Genomic DNA, 21,616 nt, shown 5'->3' on the forward strand with positions numbered 1-21,616 from the left:
GCTACAGGCTCCCTTGTTGAATTTGTCCTGCCAGCCAGCTTGAATTGCGCATGGCCAGTGTCAGAATGGTCAGAGTACAGTTTTTATGAGGATTAGAGGCGAACACGCCGCCATCCATGATAAACAGATTTTTACAATCCCAGGTTTGTCCCCATTCATTGGTCACAGAGGTACCGGGATCGTCTCCCATCCGGGTTGTGCCCACCTCATGAATAATTTCGCCGCCTTTGAGAATAGCCTCTTCAGGAGAAGGTAATTCCCCCGGGTCAGCGCCCATATTGGCAAAAATTTTCTTCGCGGTTTCAAGGCCGTGCCTGACCTGGTTGAGTTCATTTTCCGACCATTTCCAGTGAAACTTCGCAACAGGTATACCCCATTTGTCTTTCACGTCTTTATCAATTTCCATATAACAATGTTCATTCGGCACCATTTCCCCACGCAGCGCGAAGCCAATGTAACTGCCATAGGCAGAACGGGCCTCCGCTTTTACAGCTTCACCGTAGCCCTGAAAATCACCGGCTACCCAACTGCCGGGTTCACGGAAACCACTGCCGATTTCAAAGTGATAACCTCTCGGAAAGTCCAGTTCCCCTTTTTCCTGCGCCTCGTGGCCCCACCAGGGAATGAACAAATGGTTCGATGTATGACCATCTTCGTTATACCGTGGCCGGTCCCGCAGTGCCGGCACGTAGGCACCGATGTTCGCCCCGGTGGAATCCATCAGATTGCGACCTACCTGTCCGCTGGAATTAGCCAGTCCGGCAGGATGTTGTTCTGATGCTGAATTCAGCAGGATCCGCGCCGACTCACAGGCACTGGCGGCCAGAATAACCACGGGAGCATCAAGGTCGGTATCCTTACCTGTTTTCTTATCCACGTAGGTCACCCCTGTGGCTTTACCGTTCACATCTGTACGGACAGCTTTAACCATTGCATCTGTAATCACAGTCAGGTTTCCGGTGGCTCTGGCCATAGGAATTAATGATGTGGTGGTCTGAAAAGCCGCACCGATAGAACAGCCATGGCCACAGGGCGTGGCATAAAAACACTTCTGGCGGATATCCTGCGAGCGTGTCAGCACTGCACGGTGCATAGGCGCGGTTCGTATGCCTTCTTTACCGGCGGCAGCAGCCACCAGTAATTCAGTGACTCTGGGGGCCGGAGGTGGCTGTAATACACCTTCAGAAGAGTCAGGCATATCTTCATGACCTGTATTCTCCCCGCACACGCCGACAAGGGTTTCTGTTTTATCATACCAGGGCGCAATGTCATCATATTCAAATGGCCAGTCAGCGCCATGACCGTCACGGGTCTTACCTTTAAAATCATGATGAGAAAAGCGCAGGGAATAACGGCCCCAGTGATTAGTCCGGCCACCCAGCATCCGCGCCCGCCACCAGAGAAATTCGGTATCATCTGCAGTCGTGTACGGCTCGTCAGGTACGGTCCAGCCACCGTCTACGGTAGCGTCGTAGTAGCCAAAATCTTTATCCACATTCCCCGAGCCCATCAAAGGCGCATCACCGGGTCTTTTAAACATGGGGGTTTCTGTACGGGGGTCATAATCACGGCCAGCCTCAAGCAGCAACACTTTGATGCCCTGCCGGGTTAACTCGTAAGCAGCCATAGCACCGCCGGCACCGGAGCCGACTACCAGTACCTGAAAATCAGTGTTATCCATTTCACAGTTCCTTTATTTTTATATTTTTGAACCAGACCGTGTTGCCGTGATCCTGCAATCCAAGATGACCGGAAGAGTTAGCTGCAAAGCCTTCCCAGTCAGCAAATTTGCTCGCCGCCACCAGATTCTTCCAGGTTGATGTACCGATAACCACGTTGGTCGTCATCACACCGTTCTGCCACACCTGTAACAAATTATCGTTCAGTTTTATGCGGGTTGTATTCCACTCTCCGGCGGGTTTTGAAGCAGAGGAATGCACTGCCACCATGTCATATAGTGAACCGGCAAGGTGAGTATCTGTTTTGTTGTCGTGCGCTTTTTCGTTGTCGAGGATCTGAATCTCAGGTGCATGGGAATAAATATATTTTCCGGTCTCATCGGCGAGAATAAAAATACCGCTGTTTCCTGCTTCTGAGATCTTCCAGTCAATGAGAAAATCGAAGTTCTCCCAGGTCTTGTCAGAAATCAGATCGCCACCACCAGCCTTAGCCAGCTTCATGGCACCCTCTTCGATAGTCCAGCCGTCACCCACCTGTTTTTCACGGTAATTACGCCAGCCTGTAAAAGATTGCCCGTCAAAAAGTAACTGCCATCCGGCGGCAGATTCCTCTGCGGTCAGTGTATTGTCCTGTGCAGCCTGTACTGTGGTGGTACCGGCCAGATAGATCGTTGCGGCGATTGTCGTAAGCGCTTTCATCATATTTCCTGCCTGTTGTTGGTGTTATCGTTCTTGTTGTATGCCGTCTCCGGCGGATAAAAAAAGGCAGTGATGGTCAGTCACTGCCTGCTTTATTAAAGGTTTGTATCAAACAATTTGTAGATCCTGCGGTACTCATCCAGCCAGGAACTGGGCTGAACGAATCCGTGAGGTTCAACCGGATATATCGCCGTTTCGAAATCGGTTTTCTCAAGTTCGATGAGGCGCTGAACCAGTCTCACTGAGTCCTGGAAGAACACGTTGTCGTCAACCATGGGAGCAATGATAAGTAATGGTTTTTCCAGACCTTCTGCAAAGTAAATAGGCGAACTGCGCTCAAATGCGATGGGATCCACATCCGGCGTATTCAGAATATTAGATGTATAAGGCGCATTGTAATGCGCCCAGTCGGTTACCGGACGTAATGCTGCGCCGGCTGCGAACAGATCCGGTGCGGTAAACATAGACATGAAAGTCAGGAAACCACCGTAAGAGCCGCCGTAGGTGCCGATACGTGCCGGGTCAACATTCGCATTTTCTGTCAGCCAGTTCACTCCGTCCCGTAAATCTTCTACTTCAGGTGTGCCCATCTGACGGTAAATGGCAGTACGCCAGTCGCGGCCGTAGCCTTTTGATGCGCGGTAATCCATGTCCATCACCACATAACCCTGCTGCACCAGCATACTGTTGAACATGTATTCACGGAAATACCCTGACCAGCCAAGGTGCGCATTCTGTAAATATCCGGCGCCGTGGTTAAAGACCACCGCTTTACGCTTTTCACCCTCGTTGTAGCCTTCAGGTAAATACACACGGGCATAAACAGGCTGACTGGTATGAGATGATGGCATCGCTACCACCTGAGGTACGGCCCAGGGCATTGACAGGAATGCATCACTGACAGTATCTGTGATCTTCTGTGCTGCGCCACTGTCACCGGCTTTTTTAATGTAAAGCTCAGGCGGTCGGTTTACTTTGCTGTGAGTTAACAACAGTGTGTTGTTATCAGGACTGAGTACAAAGTCCGTTATGCCGTTCAAATCGGTCATGGCTTCACTGGCACCGGTAGCGGTATTCACCCGGTAAACTTCATAAATGCCGGGGTGCTTTTTATTGGCCTGATAGTATATGAACTTATCATCGCTGGTGAGTGCCGGCTCTTCCGTGACAAACTGACCACGAGTAAGTTGCTGGGGACTCTCACCGGGTACCTGCAAATAAAGATGGGAGTAACCGTCTTTTTCTGACTGATAGAAAAGTGTTTCGCTGTTATTGAGCCAGCCAAACTGGTTATGGCTGTAATTCACCCATGCATCATCGTGTAACCGCTCCTGAGTTTCAAACCGGCCTTTTTCAAAGTCAACAGTTACAATCCAGCGATCCTTGTTGTCCCATGCTTCCAGCATCAGGGCAAGAGCCCCGCCATTTTTGTGCCAGCGAACAGACGGATTGTTCCGGTCCCAGCTGCTGAACAGGGTTATGTCTCTGGGCAGGCGGTTAACCACATACTTGTCGCCGCGGGCAGCTGCATTTTCAGATTTCACGTCTGCAAGTACATCGTCGTTGTAGCCGGGCAAGCTCATGTAGGATAATTTTGATTTCTCACCGGTTTGCAGATTAACCAGCCAGGCATCGTGATTCACCGGCTCTGCATCAGCAACACGGCTTCTCACCCGCATAGGCAAGATCCGCGCATCTTCCTGAATGAAATGCGGCATGATGTCAGAGTCGTCTCTGGACTTCACATCAGCGGTAGTCACGACAAGTGCAAATTTACCATTCGGAGATACCGAAGCGGTGACCAGTCTGTCACCCTTATCGAACCAGACCTTATCCTGAACGTAGGCCGGACTTACCGTTTTCAGTTTTTCATTACGGTCAGCACTTTGCTGGCTCTGTCTGCGTTTTTTGTCGATATATTTGATTAATTTTATCTGTTCACCGGCAATATAGTCTTCCGGTTCGCTTACTGCTTCAGGCTTGTCCCCGAATGCCCAACTGAACAGTTGCTCACGTCTGCCATTATTCACGTCGATAGCAACGATACGGTTACCTGTGGTCACCATCAGCCTGCCGTCGGTCATAAAAGACAATCCGTGTACCGGAGCTCCGCCACGGATGAGTTGTTCGGCCGGCTGACTTTTGTGTTTTATAAAAACACTCTCTCCGGCGAGAAATGCCATTGTCTGGCCATCAACACTTTGTGCTTTTTCGCTGTAGCGGTACAGGTACTGTTCGGATAGCGGGATACGCTCTGCATTGGCAGGCATGTTGACCGGAGCGGCAAATACATCACGGAGATGACTGTTCTCCCGTTCCTGCTCATACACCAGCATGCTGCCGTCAAGGCTCCAGCCGGGGCGTACCGGAGAACGACCTATCCACTGTGGATCGGCCATAATTTGTTTCAGTGTAATCGTGTCTGATGACACTGGTTGAGTGACTGTTTCCGGTGTTACCACAGCAGGTGGTGCAGTGACCGGTACCGGCGTTGAGGAAGTAACGGGATCAGCAGCTGTAGAGACACAAGCGGAAAGTGACGTGCCTAACGCAGCAGCAATAACGAGGCTTAACATTTTTTTCATTATGGTTCTGTCTTAAGTGTGTTATTTATAAGCATGTTAATTATACGCAACAAGGTAATTCCGACAGCCGTTTTCATCGGGTTAACTTGTCGGATTATCCCAGCCTAACGGTGACTGACCGGTGTCGTCAACCGCGCAACTGTTTCTCTGCGCAGATTACTGTTAAGGTTGAGACAAACTCTTCCACATCTTGAGGCCATTATGAAAAAAACGCTTTTGCTTGCGACACTTACTCTGTTCAGCAGTGCTACTTTCGCTGCTGAAAACTGCCCTTCTGTCCTGAAATTTGTTAAACGTAAACTGAATTCCCAGGAAACAGTGAACCTGTGCGAAGCATACCAGGGAAAGGCTCTGCTGATCGTGAATACAGCAAGCTATTGCGGATTCACGCCGCAATTTGAAGGACTGGAAGCCATGTATGAAGAATACAAAGATCAAAACTTCACCATTCTTGGTTTTCCTGCCCACGACTTTAATCAGGAAGCAAAAGATGAAGGTAAAACGGCGGAATTATGTGAGCTGACCTACGGCGTAAAATTCCCGATGTTTGAACCTACTGTGGTTACCGGTGATGATCAGGACCCTCTGTACCGCATGCTCACCCGCGCCACCGGCGAAGAGCCTTCATGGAACTTCAATAAATACCTGGTGGATAAAGACGGTAACATCGTCAAGCACTACGGAAGCCGCGTTAAGCCCTCAGATGAAGACCTGCGCGCAGATATTAAAGCAGCCATGTAACTGGCTTTTCTACCACACTCTCAGTCATAAACAGACATAAAAAAGCCCCGCACATGGCGGGGCAATCAAGCACACTCAACTTGGAACACACTTTAGCGGTAACGATTAAGCACAAGTCCTGGCTTAAACCGTTAATTGCTAACTGCATAGATTTAGTCATTACTATTAGTCTTTAGTTCAAATTATTTTTTGATAAATTATCTGAATGTTAAAAAAGTGAGATAAATCTGTAACTTCAGATAGAAAAATAGTGGGAAAAATTTGAGATAAAGGTGAGGAGAATGGAGCAAGTAGCGGAAATTCAAGCATCACCCGGTTCGAAGTTCGCCAAAACACCCTACGAGAAAAGAAAGCCCGCTTACTTGCTGAAAATTATCATAACAGGGTTGTTGCAGAATTGCTTCTAAAATAACCCTGTCTTTACAAAAATTCTAAACGGTGTCAGTTAAACTGTCCGAAAGCCTGCGTAAAATCAGCTACCAGGTCGTCAGTATCTTCAATACCTACTGATAATCTGATCATACCTTCTGAAATCCCCATTTTCTGTCTTTCTTCCAGTCCGTTTTCAAAGAAAATGGTTGAGGCAACAGGCAGCGCCAGGGTGCGGTTGTCACCAAGATGTGTTGCACAAATGACCAGCTCCAGAGCATTTAAAAAGTCCCGTGGACTGATGCGGTCTACCAGATCAAGACTCAAAATGGCACCATAGCCACCTGACAGCATTTCTCTGGCAGTATAATGCTGAGGGTGCTCAGCAAGACCCGGATAATACACCTTTTCTACCAGCGGATGACTGTCCAGCCAGGTAGCCAGTTTCATCGCATTCTCACAATTACGCTGCATACGAAGGGAAAGGGTTTCAAGACCGGTAGCAATTGCATGGGCAGAACCCGGGGCTAATGTTGCCCCCATGTCACGTAGCCCCTTCTTCTTGACCTGAGTAATTCCCCACTGCCCCTTGTCAGCGACCTGGTAGCCGGGTTTGATATTCGGGTAAGTTGTCCAGTCGAACGTACCAAGATCGACCATCACACCACCCAGCACATTGCCATGACCGGACACGTATTTGGTCAGCGAGGAAATAACAATAGAAGCACCGGCAGCTTTAGCATCGAAAAGCGGCGGCGGTGTCATTGTGTTATCGATAATAAATAATAGTGATTTTTCACGGCAGAACTGGCTGATAGCCTGAACATCTGCGACCTGAGTAGCCGGATTCGCAACGGTTTCAGAAAACACAATGCGGGTATTCGGCTGATAAAGTGCCTGTACATCCTCTATTGATGTCACATCGGCGAAACTGACCTGAATACCCAGATCCGCCAGCGTATCCACGAAGCAACGGGTATTACCGAATAAATACTGACTGACAATAATATGGTCGCCCGCTTTAAGCAGTGATAAAAGCGTGCTGCTGATTGCAGCCATGCCTGTGGCAAAGCACAAAGCCCCTGCGCCACCTTCAAGTTCGTTAAGGATATTCTGCAACGCGGCAATCGAGCCTGACGAAGAGCGTGAATACACATGACCGGCTTTCTTACCCTGGAAGACATCGATAATACCTTGTGCATCCTCAAAGGCATAAAGCACAGAATTGGTCGTCCCTGTATGCACAGCGCCGTGCTCAGGTTGATTCAAAAGGCGGTCTGCATGTACCTGACGGGTAGTGAATCCCTTGTTATTCACGCTGAAACTCCACGTTTGATAAAAAATGTAGGAAGCAAAATCAGGCCGCACAGAGAGTGCCGGCTGTCTGTAACGCTAAAATAAAGCGGATTTGAGTTTGCCTGTGGAAGCGGATATTACCGCAAACCAGCGTTTACGCCCAGTCCCAATTGCCGGTGAGGTGACAAATCATTCGTTCGGATCCGGTTTAAAACCCCATGATGAACTATGTATTTTACAACCCGCAGCATCCGGCAATGATTTATTCCAATTTAACCTGAAGAAAATTGCATTTTAAGTCTCGTAATTTGCGTGAGCAGTGGCATAATGCCGACCTCGCTTAATTATCACGCAACGTGAGGAAAAATCGTGTTTGAAGTATTACCACAACTAGCTCCGGATCCAATTCTGGGATTGTCTGCATCATTTCGGGAAGATACCAATCCGGCTAAAATTGATTTAGGTGTTGGTGTTTATAAAGATGAGCAGGGTAATACGCCGATCATGACGTCGGTGGCTAAAGCTCAGCAAATTTTGCTGGAAAGAGAAACCTCAAAAACTTACATCACCCCGCAGGGTCATCAGGGTTATATTGATGGCATGCTGAAATTATTGCTGGGTGAAAACAGCAAAGTCATGCTGGCTGATCGCGTCGCTGCGGTTCAGGCGCCGGGTGGCTGCGGTGCGCTGCGTATTTTATCTGAATTACTTGCACGTTGCGGCGACAACCTGAAAGTGTGGGTAAGCGACCCTACGTGGGCGAATCACATCCCGTTAATCGGTTCTGCCGGTCTGCAAATCGAAACGTATCCGTACTTCGATAAAGCTGCTGCGGGCATTAATTTCGATGCGATGATGGAAACGCTTAAGCAAACCGGTAAAGGCGACATCGTGTTGCTGCACGGTTGTTGTCACAACCCTACCGGTGCAGATTTAACCAACGCACAGTGGGATGAAGTACTTAAATTGGCTCAGGAAAAAGGTTTCCTGCCATTTATCGATGTGGCTTATCTGGGTTTCGGTGACGGTCTGGAAGAAGATGCTTACGGCATCCGTTTACTGGCTGAAAACCTGCCTGAAGTGATTATTGCGGCTTCCTGTTCTAAGAACTTTGGTCTGTACCGTGAGCGCACCGGTCTGGCTGCAATTGTCACGAATGACAGTGCTACCCGTAAAATTGCCCAGGGGCAGATTCAGTCTGTTGCCCGTGGTATTTACTCTATGCCACCAAGCTGGGGCGGCGCATTAGTTGATATCATTTTGTCTGACACCGCGCTGAAGGACGAATGGACAACTGAAGTGAATGAAATGCGTAACCGCATGTCTGATTTGCGTACAATGTTAGTTAACAAACTGGCAGAGAATGGCGCCCAGAAAGATTTCAGCTTCCTGAACACCCAAAAAGGGATGTTTTCGTTCCTGTGTATTACACCGGAGCAGGTTCGTGAAGTGCGTGCAAAACACAGCGTATACTTCGTGGATTCAAGCCGCGTTAACGTTGCCGGTATCAACCAGCAGAACGTTGATGCCCTGGCTAAGGCTCTGGTTTCAGTGCTTTAACCTTCGTAAGACAAATGATAAAAGGTGGCTGATTGCCACCTTTTTTGTTTCAGAAATATTCCAGCCCTCTTAATTCGTCATCCAGATCGTCATCCTCTCCGGAAATTTCCCTGACAGATAAATCCACCAGCCGGCTATGCATCCTGGCGGCAATGCCTGCAAGTAACGCATCTGCATTAATCAGTTCTTCGTCATTTAACGTGCTGTCTGTCGCCTGTTGTAATAGCCGGACCAGAGCTTCTTTGTCAGTGTCTTTCAGAGACCCTGTGCTTTTGTCCTCCATGACCACATTACGCACTCTGGAAGAGAATTTATGTTTTTGATCCCTGCGGTCAATAAGCACATCGTGAAGCTTGTTCACCAACTTGTTGACATCGTTACCGGCATCATACAAGGCCTGCTCCTGCAATAATGCGACATAACGCATGTTTAGCAGGGGCATGAATTTCGTGCCTAAATCTGTGAGGACTGATTGCAACGGAATGGTGAGGTTATCAGTTTGTTTCAACAGCATAGAGACGTGCTCAGCATTCAGCATGAGTCGTTGTCCGAAAGAAAAATACTCTCCCTGCTTGCGAAGGGTTGTAAACACTTTAACGGTAGTTTCATCACAGGAGTCTGACTTACCGTCAAAATAAAGAGGCCGGTTATTATGCCTGAACTCAAGAGCAGCATGGATCCCCTGCTCTTTTAATGCTGTGAGAGTAATATGAGCGATATCGGCAACACTTTTGGCATCATTCAGTTTGCCCAGGGTTTCCAACCCTAAACGGTATATTGCCGCTCTGTTTACTGCCTGTTCAGAGGCAATCACCGATTGCTTTTTATCGTGTTCAAGTTGCTGCAGCGCTTCAATCTGATCCTGAATGGCCAGTAAAGTTTCATAGAACGGTACGATGGTATAAGGCTTGGTGAAATAATAAGAAATCCCGCCGTTGTATGCCTCAACCATGGTTTCTTCTTCAGCATGATGACTGACAACAACGATAACCGGTGACGCCGCATAATCCGGCTTATAACTGGCGTGGGTAAGGCAGGATGCCTTCTCTCCCTCAATTTCCCATTCACACACTACCAGCTGATAATATTTGTCTCTCATCATGATGCGGGCATTTTCAAAAGAGTCAGCTACATCGACAAAAAAAGCTTCAGCAAGAGACAACTGATAAATTTCAGCCTGAATATCATCCGGCTCGACGACCAGTAAATTCAAAATTACCTCCAGTGTAAGAATCTTAGCAGTGACTGCCTGACCATATACATTATCCGGCGCAGAGATACACAACGGACAGCACATGACCGGGCAGGGTCACAATTACTAAGTTATAGACACTGTCAGCACATCTTGCACGGATTCCACCTGAATTTATAATTAAAACAGTCTGTTCTTACACTAAGCGGCCATTTTCGCCGTCATTTCATATTGACTGCGGTGTGCCTGCTCCACCATTTTTTGAAGCTTTCTTGCTGCATTCACGTGTTTTGTATCGCGCTGAAAATAGACCTGCTCCACAATACGACCTTCTTCGTCTATGAGAAAACAGGCAAGCTTTGCCCCTTTATGGGGTAAATACCACTGGTGAAAACGCAGTGAACGGTTTTGCGGTAATGACAGTATTTTCTGCATCATACAAAAAGGAATGCGCATAGAGGCCAGACGTTCATCAGCAGATGACAGAGTGACCAGCGATTGTGATTTATCAGCGCCATTTCTGGTGCGTATACCAAACGTGCGGATTAAATTATCAACTGTTTTCAGACCTGTATTCATAAGTCCTCCATATACTGTATACATAAACAGTACTGTATATTTGGACACTTATCAAGCATATTGGTCAAAAAAGCCCCGCAAGCGGGGCTGCTGAATTAATCAGTGGTAGATTCTGCTTCTCCGTAAATCCGGACTTTCTCATCACGCCGGCTTCTGAACAGTTTGCGTACATCGTGCATCATCAGGTACAGACAAGGCACCAGCAGAAGGGTGATCACCGTGGCGAAAAGAATACCGAAAGCCAGTGATACAGCCATGGGTATCACAATCTGAGCCTGCAAACTCTTTTCTGCTACGATGGGCATCAGCCCCATAAAGGTTGTCAGTGAGGTCAGAATGATGGCTCTGAAGCGTTGGGTACCGGCGAGAATAGCGGCATCAATTAACTTGTGTCCTTCCTGTCTGGCACGGTTAACGAAATCCACCATGATTAAGCTGTCATTTACCACCACCCCGGATAACGCAATGATGCCGCAAATTGACAGCACGCTCACAGCAAGTCCCAGCACAAGATGGCCAAATATGGCCCCGACTACACCAAACGGGATCACAGACATAATGATCAGCGGTTGACTGTATGAGCGAAGCGGAATGGCCAGTAGTGCATAGATGGCGAATAAAGCAAAGAGCAGCCCTTTAACCAGCCCCATCATTGCATCGGCTTCTTCTTTGGAGTTGCCCTGCAGTTTAAAGTGCACCTTCGGATACTGTTTGAGTAATTCAGGCACGATTTTCATGACCACTTCTTTGGTAATTTCACCGGGATCCAACATATCCTTGTCGACCTTTGCGGTTACCGTCACCGAACGGCTGCCGTCTACACGGATAATAGAGTCATAGCCTTTGCCTAATGTGATTTCACCCACTTCTTCAAACGGAATATCATCGCCATTAGGCGCCCTTACCCGCATTTCCTGCAAATGAGAAACCGATGAGCGTTCCTCTTTGGGATATCGCACCATGACTTTGACTTCTTCATCGTCACGCTGCACCCGTTGTACTTCAGCACCATAGAAACCATACCGTACCTGTTGGCCGAGCTGCTGAAGTGAGATCCCCAGCGCCTCTGCCTGCGTGGTCAGAGAAAGCTGAATTTCATCGCTGCCACCGGCAAACGTATCATTGATATCTGTCACCCCGTCAAAAGACGATAATCTGGTTTTTAATGCTTCACTGACAGATTGTAAAGCGGCAATATCTGATGAACTGAATTCAAAACTGAGATCAGCCCCGCTCCCCATTCCCCCAGGCGCGCCGATATTGAAGGATTTTACGCCGGGAATTTCAGGCATTTCATCCCGCCAGCGCTGGTGGATCTCAAAGTCTTTCATTTCACGGCTTTCGCCTTTTGTCATTTCCACGAAGACTTCACCGCCCGTAGTACCGCTGTCAAAAGCAATGGCGTGTTTAATGATGCCGGCACCGGTTTCATCTGTGACATTTTTATCCATGCGGTACATGGCATCCAGCATTGTCGCGAGGGTCTGATCCCGCTGTTGCAGCGAAGAACCCGGCTCAAGTTCGAAAGATGCCATCATGAAGTCACTGGGAATATTCGGAAAGAATACGAAGCGTACTATACCGCCCATAAACAGTCCGATAGTCAGGATCATCATGGCCAGAAATATCGACAAAGTCAGATAACGCATGTGAATGGCTTTGCGTAAAAACGGGGCGTACACCTTATCGATAAAGGTTTTGATACCTTCACTGAAAAAATCCCGGAAGCGCTGGAAGCGATTGGCTTTTGCCGGGTCATAGGGCTTTAATTTCATATGAGCCAGGTGGGCAGGCAGAATGAGCTTTGACTCCAGCAGGGAGAACAGCAGACAGATGATTACAACCCAGCCGATTGTCTTCCAGATCACGCCGAAGGGCCCTGAAACCATTAGCATAGGTGTAAAGGCAGCAACGGTAGTCAGCACACCAAAGGTAGCCGGCATTGCCACTTTCTTAACACCAATAATGACATTTTCTGTACTGTGCCCTTTTTTATCGATTTCAGAGTATGCCGACTCGCCCATAATAATGGCGTCATCCACCACGATGCCCAGCACCAGAATAAAGGCAAACAGGCTTAGCATGTTGATAGACACATCAACCGCTTCCATGGGCATTACCAGTAACGTGCCCAGAAAACACACCGGTAACCCCCAGATAACCCAGAAAGCGAGTTTAATTTTCAGGAACAGAGACAGAACAATAAAAACCAGCAGAGCACCGAAAAACATGTTTGAAAGCATCATGTTCAGGCGATCGGCCAGGTAAAATGAGCTGTCTCCCCAGGTATCGGCAGTAATATTTCCCGGGAAGTCTTCTTTGTTTTTCTCAATGTACTGATTAACCTGATCAGAAATATCCAGCGCATTCTGATCACCCACAGCACGGACCCGCAGGTTTACAGCAGGTTTACCGTCGAATTCTGAAAACTGATTATCTTCAACAAAGCCGTCTTTTATGGCCGCCACATCACCCAGTGTAACGCGGGTGCCGTTGTTGTCTGTCAGCAGTACAATGCGGGCAAAATCATCTCCCCGGTATGCCTGACCTTTGGTACGTAAAAGAATATCGCCGTTTTCCGTTTTTATCGCACCGCCGGGCAAATCCACACTGGACTGGCGGACAACATCCACCACTTCTGAAAAAGTCAGGTTGTATTTCTGCAGCGCCATTTCAGACAGTTCTATGGCGACTTCGTAGTCTCTTGCACCCACAACGGAAACACTGGAAATTCCGGGCAGATTGGCAATCTCATCCCGCATGTTTTTGGCGAATTCTTTCAGTTCCCGTTCAGTCGCTTCGCCATAGACTGAGATCCAGATAACATCCTGCTGAATTTTCTGGCGGTATACCACCGGCTTCTCGGTGTTACCGGGAAATGTCGGAATGGCATCAACCTGCACTTTTACTTCATCAAGTACTTCCTGCACATCGTAGTCTTCATCGACTTCAATGCTGACGGTGCCCATGCCTTCTACAGCGGTTGAGGTAATTTGTTTAATACCGTCGAGATCTTTAACCGCCTCTTCAATTTTCAGTATAACGCCCTCTTCCACCTCCTGAGGCGCAGCACCCAGATAAGGCACCCTCACATTGATCACATCAATATCAAAAGCCGGAAATACCTGTTTCTGAATCGAGAATGCAGAGAACAGACCGCCAACAAGCAATATTATCATCAGCAGGTTGGCAGCCACACTGTTACGGGCAAACCAGGCAATAATGCCCTTATGAGTATCGATTTTACTCATTGTCTGCTCCCGGGATTTTCAGCTCGTCGCTGTCATTTCCAGTAGCATCTTCCGTTATCAACTCTTCACCGGAAATGCGTACCTTCATTCCTTCATAGGGGTTGGGCACAACACTGAAGACTACCTTAGGATTTTCCGGCAAGCCTGAGCGCACATATACCTGCTTTGCTGTCGCCCGCGCCACATCTACCTGGTTAATTTGCAAGGTATTGTCTTTTGAAACAGTAAGAATGGTATTATCCAGCCGTAACACACTGCGCGGTAACACATACAGTTCTTCGAGATCCGAGCCGGTGATATCAGCTTCTGCAAACTGACCAAACCGCAAAACGGCTCCATCCCTTTTGCCATTCAGGTTGTAAGGGTCTTCCACTCTGGCTACGGCATATAGTACGCGGCTACCGGCATCCATTACCCCTTCAGTTCTGACCAGCTCAGCATCCCAATATTGAAGTGTTCCGGCGACTTTAGCTTTCAGCCGCACCGATGTTTTACTTCTCAGATCACCCTGCAGGTCAATATAAGCCAGTTCAGATTCAGTTACTGGCAAGCGGATTTCGGCTGTATCAGTAGAGTAGATCGTGCCTGTTTCACTGCCCGCTGAAACGTACTGCCCGAGATCAATATTCCGGTTTATCACAATGCCATTATAAGGGGCTTTGATCTCAGTTCTGGCGAGGTTGCGCTTAGCTCTTTCCAGTTTCGCTTCTGCCGCTTTCACATTGGCCTGCTCACGGGCAAGCTGTGGTTTTCGTAATCCCAGTTCAGGTGGCACGACTGAGTTCACAGAACGCCATTCCTTTTCCGCCACTTTTCCTCTGGCAATTTCTTCCTGTAATGTTGCCTGTGCCTGCGCCAGTTCAGCTTCTGCCAGTTTCACTTCAGTCTGATAGTCCTGCTGCTCCAGCACAGCAAGTACATCACCTTTCCTGAATGTGCCCCCTACTTCAAACTGTTCTGATATTGCCATCACCTGACCATTTACCTGAACACTGATACGGGTTTGATTTTTAGGCACTACATTCCCCTGAGAATGCACCACAAAAGCGGTTTGTTGTTTCTCAGCGAGCCTTGCTTCAACCAGAAAATCTTTAGATTCTGGTACTTTTTGTTCAGGCGGTGCTTTCGATGAAATGAGAATGATTGCCAGCACGACCGCAATGACAATGACGATGACAGGACCGAGTGTTTTGACCCAACCACTTTTAGACATGAATATTCCTTTAAGGCGCAATGTAATAACAGCTGCCGGGGAAAACTGCCCCTGATGGATTAACGGGTACAGGCATTCCGGGCGCTGTTTTAACGGTATTATTATTTTTACATCTTTAGTGTAAACCTGTTGTCTGATGCTGGCTGCTTTTAGATTGTTAAATTTTATTTCTGTTTGTTTATATTTTTACTAAAGCAGCAACAGCTCACTGGCTGATTTTTAACACGAAATCCCTTGAACTGATTGAAAATTAGTCTTAACTTGGTGATGAATCATACGCATTTTGCACGAGGGATCTCATGAGTCTTAAAAAACAGTATTTAAAAACTAAACCTGCCTGTAAGGTCACATTCCGTTTAAATGCCAACGAGGCTGGTGAAGCTGCCACAGCAAAACTGGTGGGCGACTTTAATGCCTGGGATACGGATGTCACACCAATGAAAAAACTTAAGAATGGTGATTTCACACAAACTGTAACGCTGGATGCTGATGCCGAATACCAGTTCCGTTATTTATTGAATGACGATGTGTGGGAGAATGACTGGGAAGCTGACGGTTATATGCCCTCGCCGGTGAGTCTGGAAGATAACTCGGTTGTAAGGGTATAGAAATTGAAAGAAGGCGCTGGTAAAGCGCCTTCTTTGCTTTATAGCTACAGGGCCTTTTCAAGTTCCGGCAGGATATCAAATAAGTCACCCACCAGACCATAATCTGCCACCTGAAAAATCGGAGCTTCTTCGTCTTTATTAATCGCGACAATCACTTTTGAATCTTTCATGCCGGCAAGATGCTGAATTGCACCGGAAATCCCTACTGCTATATACAAATCAGGGGCAACAATTTTACCTGTCTGACCTACCTGCATATCATTGGGAACAAATCCCGCATCCACTGCCGCTCTGGACGCACCAATTGCTGCCCCCAGTTTATCGGCTATTCCCTCAAGCAAACTGAAGTTTTCACCGTTTTGCATGCCACGTCCACCGGAGATCACCACGTTCGCCGCAGTCAGCTCAGGGCGTTCGGACTCAGTGAGCTGTGCACGGGTAAAGGATGATTTTTCCGACGGAAATTCTGCATCGATCTGTTCAACCGTTGCGTTATTGCCATCAGAGACACTGTCAAAGGCGGACGTTCGTACAGTAATAACATGTACTGTCTCTTCAGATTCGACAGTGGCAATAGCATTACCCGCATAGACCGGTCTGATGAAACGGTTATCAGCCTCAATGCCGGTTATGTCAGAGATTTGCGCGACATCCAGTAAGGCCGCCACACGAGGCATAAAATTTTTGCCTGTGGTTGTGGCAGCGGTAAGAATATGAGAATAGTCCGCGGCCAGAGATACCACCAGGGCTGAAACACTTTCTGCCATCTGATGTGCATAATGGGTACTGTCGGCACATTTGACCAGCGACACACCGCTTAACGCTGCGGCCTGCTCTGCCACGGCGTTGCAATCTTCCCCGGCAACCAGTACGTGAATGTCTCCGCTCAGCTTTGACGCCGCCTGTAACACTTTCGCCGTCTCCGGTTTCAACTGGTCATTGTCATGTTCTGCGATTACAAGAATACTCATGATATTACTTTCGCCTCGCTTTTCAGTTTTTCGACAAGTTCAGCCACATCTGCCACTTTCACGCCTCCGCTTCGCTGAGCCGGAGCCGTCACTTTGATCACCTTCACTTTTGACGTCATATCGACGCCGAAATCCGCAGCAACCTTTACATCAAGAGGCTTACGTTTTGCTTTCATAATGTTAGGCAACGACGCATAGCGGGGTTCATTCAGTCGTAAGTCTGTGGTTACTACAGCAGGTAAGCTTAGTGACACAGTTTGCAGACCGCCGTCTACTTCTCTGGTGACCTCCACCGTGCCGTCTTTCACATCAACAGCTGAAGCAAAGGTACCCTGTGGCATGCCGGTCAATGCTGACAACATTTGTCCGGTTTGATTATTATCGGAGTCGATACTCTGTTTGCCCAGAATCACAAGCCCGGGTTGCTCCTGCTCAACGACTTTACTTAACAGCTTTGCTACCTGCAAAGAGTCCGGCGAACTATCCGCTTCTATGTGCAAACCGCGGTCAGCACCCAGTGCCAGTGCCGTACGGATTTGTTCCTGACACGCTTTATCGCCGACAGACACAACGACGATTTCTGTCGCAATACCTTTTTCTTTCAGGCGGATCGCCTCTTCTACTGCAATTTCACAAAAAGGATTTAACGCCATTTTTGCATTAGTCAGATCCACACCTGACTCATCAGCTTTCACGCGTACCTTTACGTTGTAATCGATAACGCGTTTTACCGGGACAAGTACTTTCATTCTTTACCTCAGTTGGCCGGGAATAAGAGTTTGATTAATTACAGTTAACGTCTAAACATTCATTGCCGGTGTTAAAAACAAAAAACCGGAGACGATGCTCCTGTTAAATAAAGCATCAGATTTCTCAGTTTACAAAGATGTTACAATTAACACCTGACTTTATCTTTACGTTAACGTAAACTTACCATGCAATTTACTTACTGTTGACGTAAACGTCAACCTGATTGACAAAACTTACCGGAGGCAACCATGGAACGTGAATCGATGGAATTTGATGTAGTGATTGTCGGTGCAGGCCCTGCCGGGCTGTCAGCGGCATGCAGGCTAATGCAACAGGCTCAGGCCGCTTCCCTCGAGTTGATGGTCTGTGTTGTTGAAAAAGGTTCTGAAGTAGGTGCACATATTTTATCCGGCGCGGTATTCGAAACCACTTCACTGGATGAATTGTTTCCGGACTGGAAAAATGAAGGCGCTCCCCTGAATACCCCTGTGCTGAGGGACGACATTTATTACCTGACTGACGGTCAGCATGCCCGTAAACTTCCTCAGGCTCTGGTACCCGATACCATGCACAACGATGGCAATTATATTGTCAGTATGGGCAATGTTTGCCGCTGGCTGGCTGAAAAGGCGGAGAGCCTTGGTGTTGAGATTTTTCCCGGATTTGCAGCATCTGAAGTTTTTTATAACGAAGACGGCTCAGCCGGTGGTGTCATTACCGGCGACATGGGCGTAGCAGAAGACGGCAGCCAAAAGGACGGCTACATGCCGGGCATGATTTTAAAAGCCCGTTACACTATATTTGCCGAAGGTTGCCGCGGACATCTGGGTAAACAACTAATTTCCAAATTTAATCTGGATGAAAATACCGCCCCTCAACATTATGCCATCGGATTTAAAGAAATCTGGGATATTGACCCCGCCCTGCATGAACCCGGTCTGGTGGTTCACACAGCCGGATGGCCGCTGACAGATTCAACGGGCGGTGGCTTTCTTTACCATGCAGAAAACAATCAGGTATTTGCCGGTCTTATTATCGATTTAAATTACGACAACCCGTACTTAAGTCCATTTGATGAATTTCAGCAAATGAAACATCATCCGGTTTTCAGGCAATATCTGGAAAATGGAAAAAGAGTCTCCTACGGTGCCAGAGCAATTGCAAAAGGCGGACTGAATTCATTACCTGACATGACTTTTCCCGGCGGCATGATCATAGGATGTAATGCGGGTACGCTGAATTTTGCTAAAATTAAAGGTAATCACACAGCGATGAAGTCTGGTATTTTAGCGGCAGACAGCATTATTAACGAGTTAAAATCAGAAACACCTGATCCTGCATTAACGAATTTTAATCAGGCTTTTAAATCATCGTGGTTATATTTTGAACTGAACAGCAGTAAAAATTTTGGTGCCGCTATTCACCAGTTCGGCACGTTTTGGGGTGGCGTTTACAATACTGTTGACCAAAAAATATTCAAAGGTAAATTACCCTTCTCCATTAAAGACGATCGTAAAGATTATTTACAATTAAAAGATAAGAAAGATGCCACTAAAAAGGTGTATCCAAAACCCGATGGTATTTTGAGTTTCGATAAACTCTCTTCTGTCTTTTTGTCGAACACCAATCATGAAGAAAATCAGCCTTGCCACCTGAAATTAAAAGACCCTGAGATACCACTGAAAGTTAATCTGTCAAAGTACGATGAGCCCGCACAGCGTTATTGTCCGGCCGGTGTATACGAAATAATTGAAGAACACAACACGCTGCGATTTCAAATCAATGCGCAAAATTGTATTCACTGTAAAACCTGCGACATTAAGGATCCGTCACAGAATATTCAATGGGTTGTCCCTGAAGGTGCAGGCGGACCGAATTATCCGAATATGTGATCCAAATCCTGTCAATTAGCTATTTATTACAATTTTAAGAAAAAGCAGTGTTAAGCTGCTTTTTTTTAGATTAAAATTTGACTATCCTTTTTAAATACACAGTTTTTTAACTAACACAAGGTTGATGAATGAACGACTTTTTAGAAATACTGACGCATGGAAGACGTTTGCAAGGTGCCGTAAAGGATTTAAGCACAGCTGAATTAGAATCTGTACAAGAAAAGTTAGCCAACATCATCGAGAAAAGAAAAGAAAAAGATCTCGAAGAAGAAAAAACTAAACAGGAAAAGCTGCAGAAAATTGCTGATATCCAAAAGCAACTTGAAGAAGCCGGTCTTGATGTCAGTGATCTGGAGTCGACGACTGTTGAAAAGAAATCTACCGGAAAAAAACGTCCGGTAAAATACGAATTAAAAGATGGTGAAGGTAAAGTACACCAGTGGACAGGTATCGGAAGAATGCCACGGGTCTACAAAGATGCGTTAGACAGCGGCAAATCGCTGGAAGATTTCGCAATTTAAAAAATTCCATTCAAAGGCGACATCAGTCGCCTTTTTTTCAGGTCGATCATGCAATCCACGTTACATTATTCTTTTTCAGAAAATGCTGATTCTGATTATTTACTTGTTATTATTCACGGTTTATTCGGAACAGCTGACAATTTATCTGTCGTAAAGCGGCATTTCGCGCCCAAAGTGAATGTGCTCAGTGTAGATTTACCGGACCACGGTCAATCAGCCCATCTGGAGCATTTTTCCATAGAGGCAGCAGCAGAACAGTTATACGCATTAATCAATCAGTTTAAGAAAGCCCGCACAGGCATACTTGGCCATTCGCTGGGTGGAAAGGTGGCGATGCGACTCGCACTCACCCATCCCCAATTTCTTGACGATCTCATCGTTGCGGATATTGCACCGGTAAGTTATCCGTCCCGCCATGATGCGATAATCAGTGCATTAAAGTCGGTAGACCTTAATTCCATCAACAGCCGTTCTGATGCGGATAAAAGTTTACAAAGTGTTATTCCGGAAGCCGGAGTACGCCAGTTTCTGTTAAAAAGTTTATATCAGGATGCCGGTAAACAATGGCACTGGCGCTTTAATCTGAATGGTCTGGCAAACAGTTACGAAGCGATTAAAGGATGGCAAAGCAGCGATGCTCAATTCTCTGAGCCTGTACTTTTCATCAAGGGTGGTAATTCCGATTACATCACGGCGTCCATGCAGAGCGAAATATTGCAGTATTTTCCTGCTGCCCGCGCCCATGTTATTGAAGGAGCCGGACACTGGTTACATGCAGAAAAGCCTGACGCCTTCAACCGCGTGGTTGAAAAACACATATTTCGCCCGCATCAGGCATGATATAGCGCAAAAAATTACGTGGTTTTCACTGCGAGGCAGCTGATTTCTGTGCTATAGTTTGCGCCGATTTTGGACTAAGTAAAACTATGCTTGCTGAAAATTACGAAACCATTGAATCCATCATGTTTTATCTTGGGCTTACCGGCCTGTTTGTCCTGATGGGTTATGCCGTACATGATGTTCTCAAAAGTAACGATGTACCGCTTATCGGACGGGTAGTTGCCTATGGCGTACTCGGAATGGGAGCGCTGGGTTTTATTGCCAAAGGATTGATAGAACTTATTTGGTTAAGTACCGGCGTGTAATTTCAGAAGATGTATCGAACAGAGGGTTATTATGGCAAGTGTTGGCTTGTTTTTCGGTAGTGACACAGGAAATACCGAACATGTTGCAAAGATGATTCAAAAGGAATTGGGCAAAAACCTGATTGATGTACAGGACATTGCCAAGAGTACCAAAGAACAGATCGCTGAATTTGATCTTCTGATATTCGGGATCCCTACCTGGTACTACGGTGAAGCACAATGTGACTGGGATGACTTCTTCCCTGAACTGGAAGAAATTGATTTCAATGACAAGCTGGTTGCAATTTTCGGTTGCGGCGATCAGGAAGATTACGCTGAATATTTCCTGGATGCCATGGGCATGGTTCGCGATATCGTAGAACCCCGCGGTGCAATTCTTGTCGGTCAGTGGTCTACAGACGGCTACGACTTTGAAGCCTCTAAAGGCATGGCTGATGATAACCACTTTGTTGGTCTGGGCATTGACGAAGACCGCCAGCCGGAATTAACCGAAGAGCGTGTACGTGCCTGGTGTAAGCAGTTACACGAAGAATTATGTCTGGCAGAACTTGCCTGATATTGAATT

At 47.1% G+C, this 21,616-nt stretch carries 18 protein-coding genes; 8 read left to right on the forward strand and 10 right to left on the reverse strand.

Annotated elements, in window-relative coordinates; genetic code table 11:
* Position 1: 1 nt before the first annotated feature.
* The 3 genes from DS731_RS11565 to DS731_RS11575 all read right to left on the reverse strand — a co-directional run bounded on the left by DS731_RS11565 (position 2) and on the right by DS731_RS11575 (position 4,963).
* Positions 2 to 1,681, reverse strand: coding sequence for a GMC family oxidoreductase (locus DS731_RS11565; RefSeq protein ID WP_119501471.1), 1,680 nt, complete (start codon positions 1,679 to 1,681; stop codon positions 2 to 4).
* A gap of 1 nt (position 1,682) precedes the next feature.
* Positions 1,683 to 2,381 carry a 3-keto-disaccharide hydrolase gene (locus tag DS731_RS11570; RefSeq protein WP_119501472.1) on the reverse strand — a complete coding sequence of 233 codons (699 nt, stop codon included), beginning with the start codon at positions 2,379 to 2,381 and terminating at the stop codon, positions 1,683 to 1,685.
* A 92-nt stretch (positions 2,382 to 2,473) separates the two neighbouring features.
* Positions 2,474 to 4,963 carry a prolyl oligopeptidase family serine peptidase gene (locus DS731_RS11575; RefSeq protein WP_119501473.1) on the reverse strand — a complete coding sequence of 830 codons (2,490 nt, stop codon included), beginning with the start codon at positions 4,961 to 4,963 and terminating at the stop codon, positions 2,474 to 2,476.
* Between the two features lie 201 nt (positions 4,964 to 5,164).
* On the opposite strand from DS731_RS11575, the gene DS731_RS11580 reads away from it, so the two are divergent.
* Positions 5,165 to 5,704: a glutathione peroxidase gene (locus DS731_RS11580; RefSeq protein WP_119501474.1), complete on the forward strand. Its 540-nt coding sequence runs from the start codon at positions 5,165 to 5,167 to the stop codon at positions 5,702 to 5,704.
* Positions 5,705 to 6,145: 441 nt separating this feature from the next.
* Here DS731_RS11580 and DS731_RS11585 read toward each other — a convergent pair whose 3' ends face one another.
* Complete coding sequence (locus DS731_RS11585; RefSeq protein WP_119503403.1) at positions 6,146 to 7,390, reverse strand: cystathionine gamma-synthase family protein; 1,245 nt, start codon at positions 7,388 to 7,390, stop codon at positions 6,146 to 6,148.
* 348 nt (positions 7,391 to 7,738) lie between these two features.
* Between DS731_RS11585 and DS731_RS11590 the strand changes: the two genes are divergently transcribed.
* Positions 7,739 to 8,929 carry an amino acid aminotransferase gene (locus tag DS731_RS11590; protein ID WP_119501476.1) on the forward strand — a complete coding sequence of 397 codons (1,191 nt, stop codon included), beginning with the start codon at positions 7,739 to 7,741 and terminating at the stop codon, positions 8,927 to 8,929.
* Positions 8,930 to 8,978: 49 nt separating this feature from the next.
* Here the strand turns inward: DS731_RS11590 and DS731_RS11595 are convergent, their stop codons facing one another.
* The 4 genes from DS731_RS11595 to DS731_RS11610 form a co-directional block, all read right to left on the reverse strand.
* Entirely contained in the window at positions 8,979 to 10,142 is a 1,164-nt protein-coding gene (locus DS731_RS11595) for a response regulator (protein ID WP_161599147.1), read from the reverse strand.
* Positions 10,143 to 10,322: 180 nt separating this feature from the next.
* The gene (locus tag DS731_RS11600) at positions 10,323 to 10,700 is read right to left on the reverse strand and encodes a hypothetical protein (protein ID WP_119501478.1); all 378 of its coding nucleotides are present in this window, start codon (positions 10,698 to 10,700) and stop codon (positions 10,323 to 10,325) included.
* A gap of 95 nt (positions 10,701 to 10,795) precedes the next feature.
* The gene (locus DS731_RS11605) at positions 10,796 to 13,951 is read right to left on the reverse strand and encodes an efflux RND transporter permease subunit (protein WP_119501479.1); all 3,156 of its coding nucleotides are present in this window, start codon (positions 13,949 to 13,951) and stop codon (positions 10,796 to 10,798) included.
* Positions 13,944 to 15,164: an efflux RND transporter periplasmic adaptor subunit gene (locus tag DS731_RS11610; protein ID WP_119501480.1), complete on the reverse strand. Its 1,221-nt coding sequence runs from the start codon at positions 15,162 to 15,164 to the stop codon at positions 13,944 to 13,946. The genes DS731_RS11605 and DS731_RS11610 overlap by 8 nt, the downstream gene beginning before the upstream one ends.
* A 299-nt stretch (positions 15,165 to 15,463) precedes the next feature.
* Between DS731_RS11610 and DS731_RS11615 the strand changes: the two genes are divergently transcribed.
* Complete coding sequence (locus DS731_RS11615) at positions 15,464 to 15,772, forward strand: isoamylase early set domain-containing protein (protein WP_119501481.1); 309 nt, start codon at positions 15,464 to 15,466, stop codon at positions 15,770 to 15,772.
* Positions 15,773 to 15,816: 44 nt separating this feature from the next.
* On the opposite strand, the gene DS731_RS11620 is transcribed toward DS731_RS11615, so the two are convergent.
* The gene (locus tag DS731_RS11620; RefSeq protein WP_119501482.1) at positions 15,817 to 16,743 is read right to left on the reverse strand and encodes an electron transfer flavoprotein subunit alpha/FixB family protein; all 927 of its coding nucleotides are present in this window, start codon (positions 16,741 to 16,743) and stop codon (positions 15,817 to 15,819) included.
* Positions 16,740 to 17,492 (reverse strand): electron transfer flavoprotein subunit beta/FixA family protein, encoded by a 753-nt coding sequence (locus tag DS731_RS11625; protein WP_119501483.1) that lies wholly within the window; start codon positions 17,490 to 17,492, stop codon positions 16,740 to 16,742. Before DS731_RS11625 ends, DS731_RS11620 begins: the two co-directional genes overlap by 4 nt.
* A 249-nt stretch (positions 17,493 to 17,741) precedes the next feature.
* On the opposite strand from DS731_RS11625, the gene DS731_RS11630 reads away from it, so the two are divergent.
* The 5 genes from DS731_RS11630 (at position 17,742) to fldA (ending at position 21,607) form a co-directional block, all read left to right on the forward strand.
* The gene (locus DS731_RS11630) at positions 17,742 to 19,385 is read left to right on the forward strand and encodes an electron transfer flavoprotein-ubiquinone oxidoreductase (RefSeq protein ID WP_119501484.1); all 1,644 of its coding nucleotides are present in this window, start codon (positions 17,742 to 17,744) and stop codon (positions 19,383 to 19,385) included.
* Positions 19,386 to 19,513: 128 nt separating this feature from the next.
* On the forward strand, positions 19,514 to 19,906 hold the full coding sequence (locus tag DS731_RS11635; RefSeq protein WP_119501485.1) for an H-NS histone family protein: 393 nt from the start codon (positions 19,514 to 19,516) through the stop codon (positions 19,904 to 19,906).
* 48 nt (positions 19,907 to 19,954) lie between these two features.
* Positions 19,955 to 20,746, forward strand: a complete 792-nt coding sequence (locus DS731_RS11640) for an alpha/beta fold hydrolase (RefSeq protein ID WP_119501486.1) — start codon at positions 19,955 to 19,957, stop codon at positions 20,744 to 20,746.
* Between the two features lie 86 nt (positions 20,747 to 20,832).
* Complete coding sequence (locus tag DS731_RS11645; protein WP_119501487.1) at positions 20,833 to 21,051, forward strand: DUF2788 domain-containing protein; 219 nt, start codon at positions 20,833 to 20,835, stop codon at positions 21,049 to 21,051.
* Positions 21,052 to 21,082: 31 nt separating this feature from the next.
* Entirely contained in the window at positions 21,083 to 21,607 is a 525-nt protein-coding gene (gene fldA, locus DS731_RS11650; protein WP_119501488.1) for a flavodoxin FldA, read from the forward strand.
* Positions 21,608 to 21,616: the final 9 nt, after the last annotated feature.

It is taken from the genome of Alteromonas sp. RKMC-009, assembly GCF_003584565.2.
In the GTDB taxonomy this organism is placed as follows: Bacteria; Pseudomonadota; Gammaproteobacteria; order Enterobacterales; family Alteromonadaceae; genus Alteromonas.

Bases quoted from the DNA above. Each gene is read 5' to 3' on its own strand.
- DS731_RS11640 (WP_119501486.1), top strand. From the start codon at position 19,955: ATGCAATCCACGTTACATTATTCTTTTTCAGAAAATGCTGATTCTGAT.
- DS731_RS11575 (WP_119501473.1), bottom strand. From the start codon at position 4,963: ATGAAAAAAATGTTAAGCCTCGTTATTGCTGCTGCGTTAGGCACGTCA.
- DS731_RS11615 (WP_119501481.1), top strand. From the start codon at position 15,464: ATGAGTCTTAAAAAACAGTATTTAAAAACTAAACCTGCCTGTAAGGTC.
- DS731_RS11565 (WP_119501471.1), bottom strand. From the start codon at position 1,681: ATGGATAACACTGATTTTCAGGTACTGGTAGTCGGCTCCGGTGCCGGC.
- DS731_RS11580 (WP_119501474.1), top strand. From the start codon at position 5,165: ATGAAAAAAACGCTTTTGCTTGCGACACTTACTCTGTTCAGCAGTGCT.
- DS731_RS11605 (WP_119501479.1), bottom strand. From the start codon at position 13,951: ATGAGTAAAATCGATACTCATAAGGGCATTATTGCCTGGTTTGCCCGT.
- DS731_RS11635 (WP_119501485.1), top strand. From the start codon at position 19,514: ATGAACGACTTTTTAGAAATACTGACGCATGGAAGACGTTTGCAAGGT.
- DS731_RS11610 (WP_119501480.1), bottom strand. From the start codon at position 15,164: ATGTCTAAAAGTGGTTGGGTCAAAACACTCGGTCCTGTCATCGTCATT.
- DS731_RS11570 (WP_119501472.1), bottom strand. From the start codon at position 2,381: ATGATGAAAGCGCTTACGACAATCGCCGCAACGATCTATCTGGCCGGT.
- DS731_RS11620 (WP_119501482.1), bottom strand. From the start codon at position 16,743: ATGAGTATTCTTGTAATCGCAGAACATGACAATGACCAGTTGAAACCG.
- DS731_RS11645 (WP_119501487.1), top strand. From the start codon at position 20,833: ATGCTTGCTGAAAATTACGAAACCATTGAATCCATCATGTTTTATCTT.
- fldA (WP_119501488.1), top strand. From the start codon at position 21,083: ATGGCAAGTGTTGGCTTGTTTTTCGGTAGTGACACAGGAAATACCGAA.
- DS731_RS11630 (WP_119501484.1), top strand. From the start codon at position 17,742: ATGGAACGTGAATCGATGGAATTTGATGTAGTGATTGTCGGTGCAGGC.
- DS731_RS11625 (WP_119501483.1), bottom strand. From the start codon at position 17,492: ATGAAAGTACTTGTCCCGGTAAAACGCGTTATCGATTACAACGTAAAG.
- DS731_RS11600 (WP_119501478.1), bottom strand. From the start codon at position 10,700: ATGAATACAGGTCTGAAAACAGTTGATAATTTAATCCGCACGTTTGGT.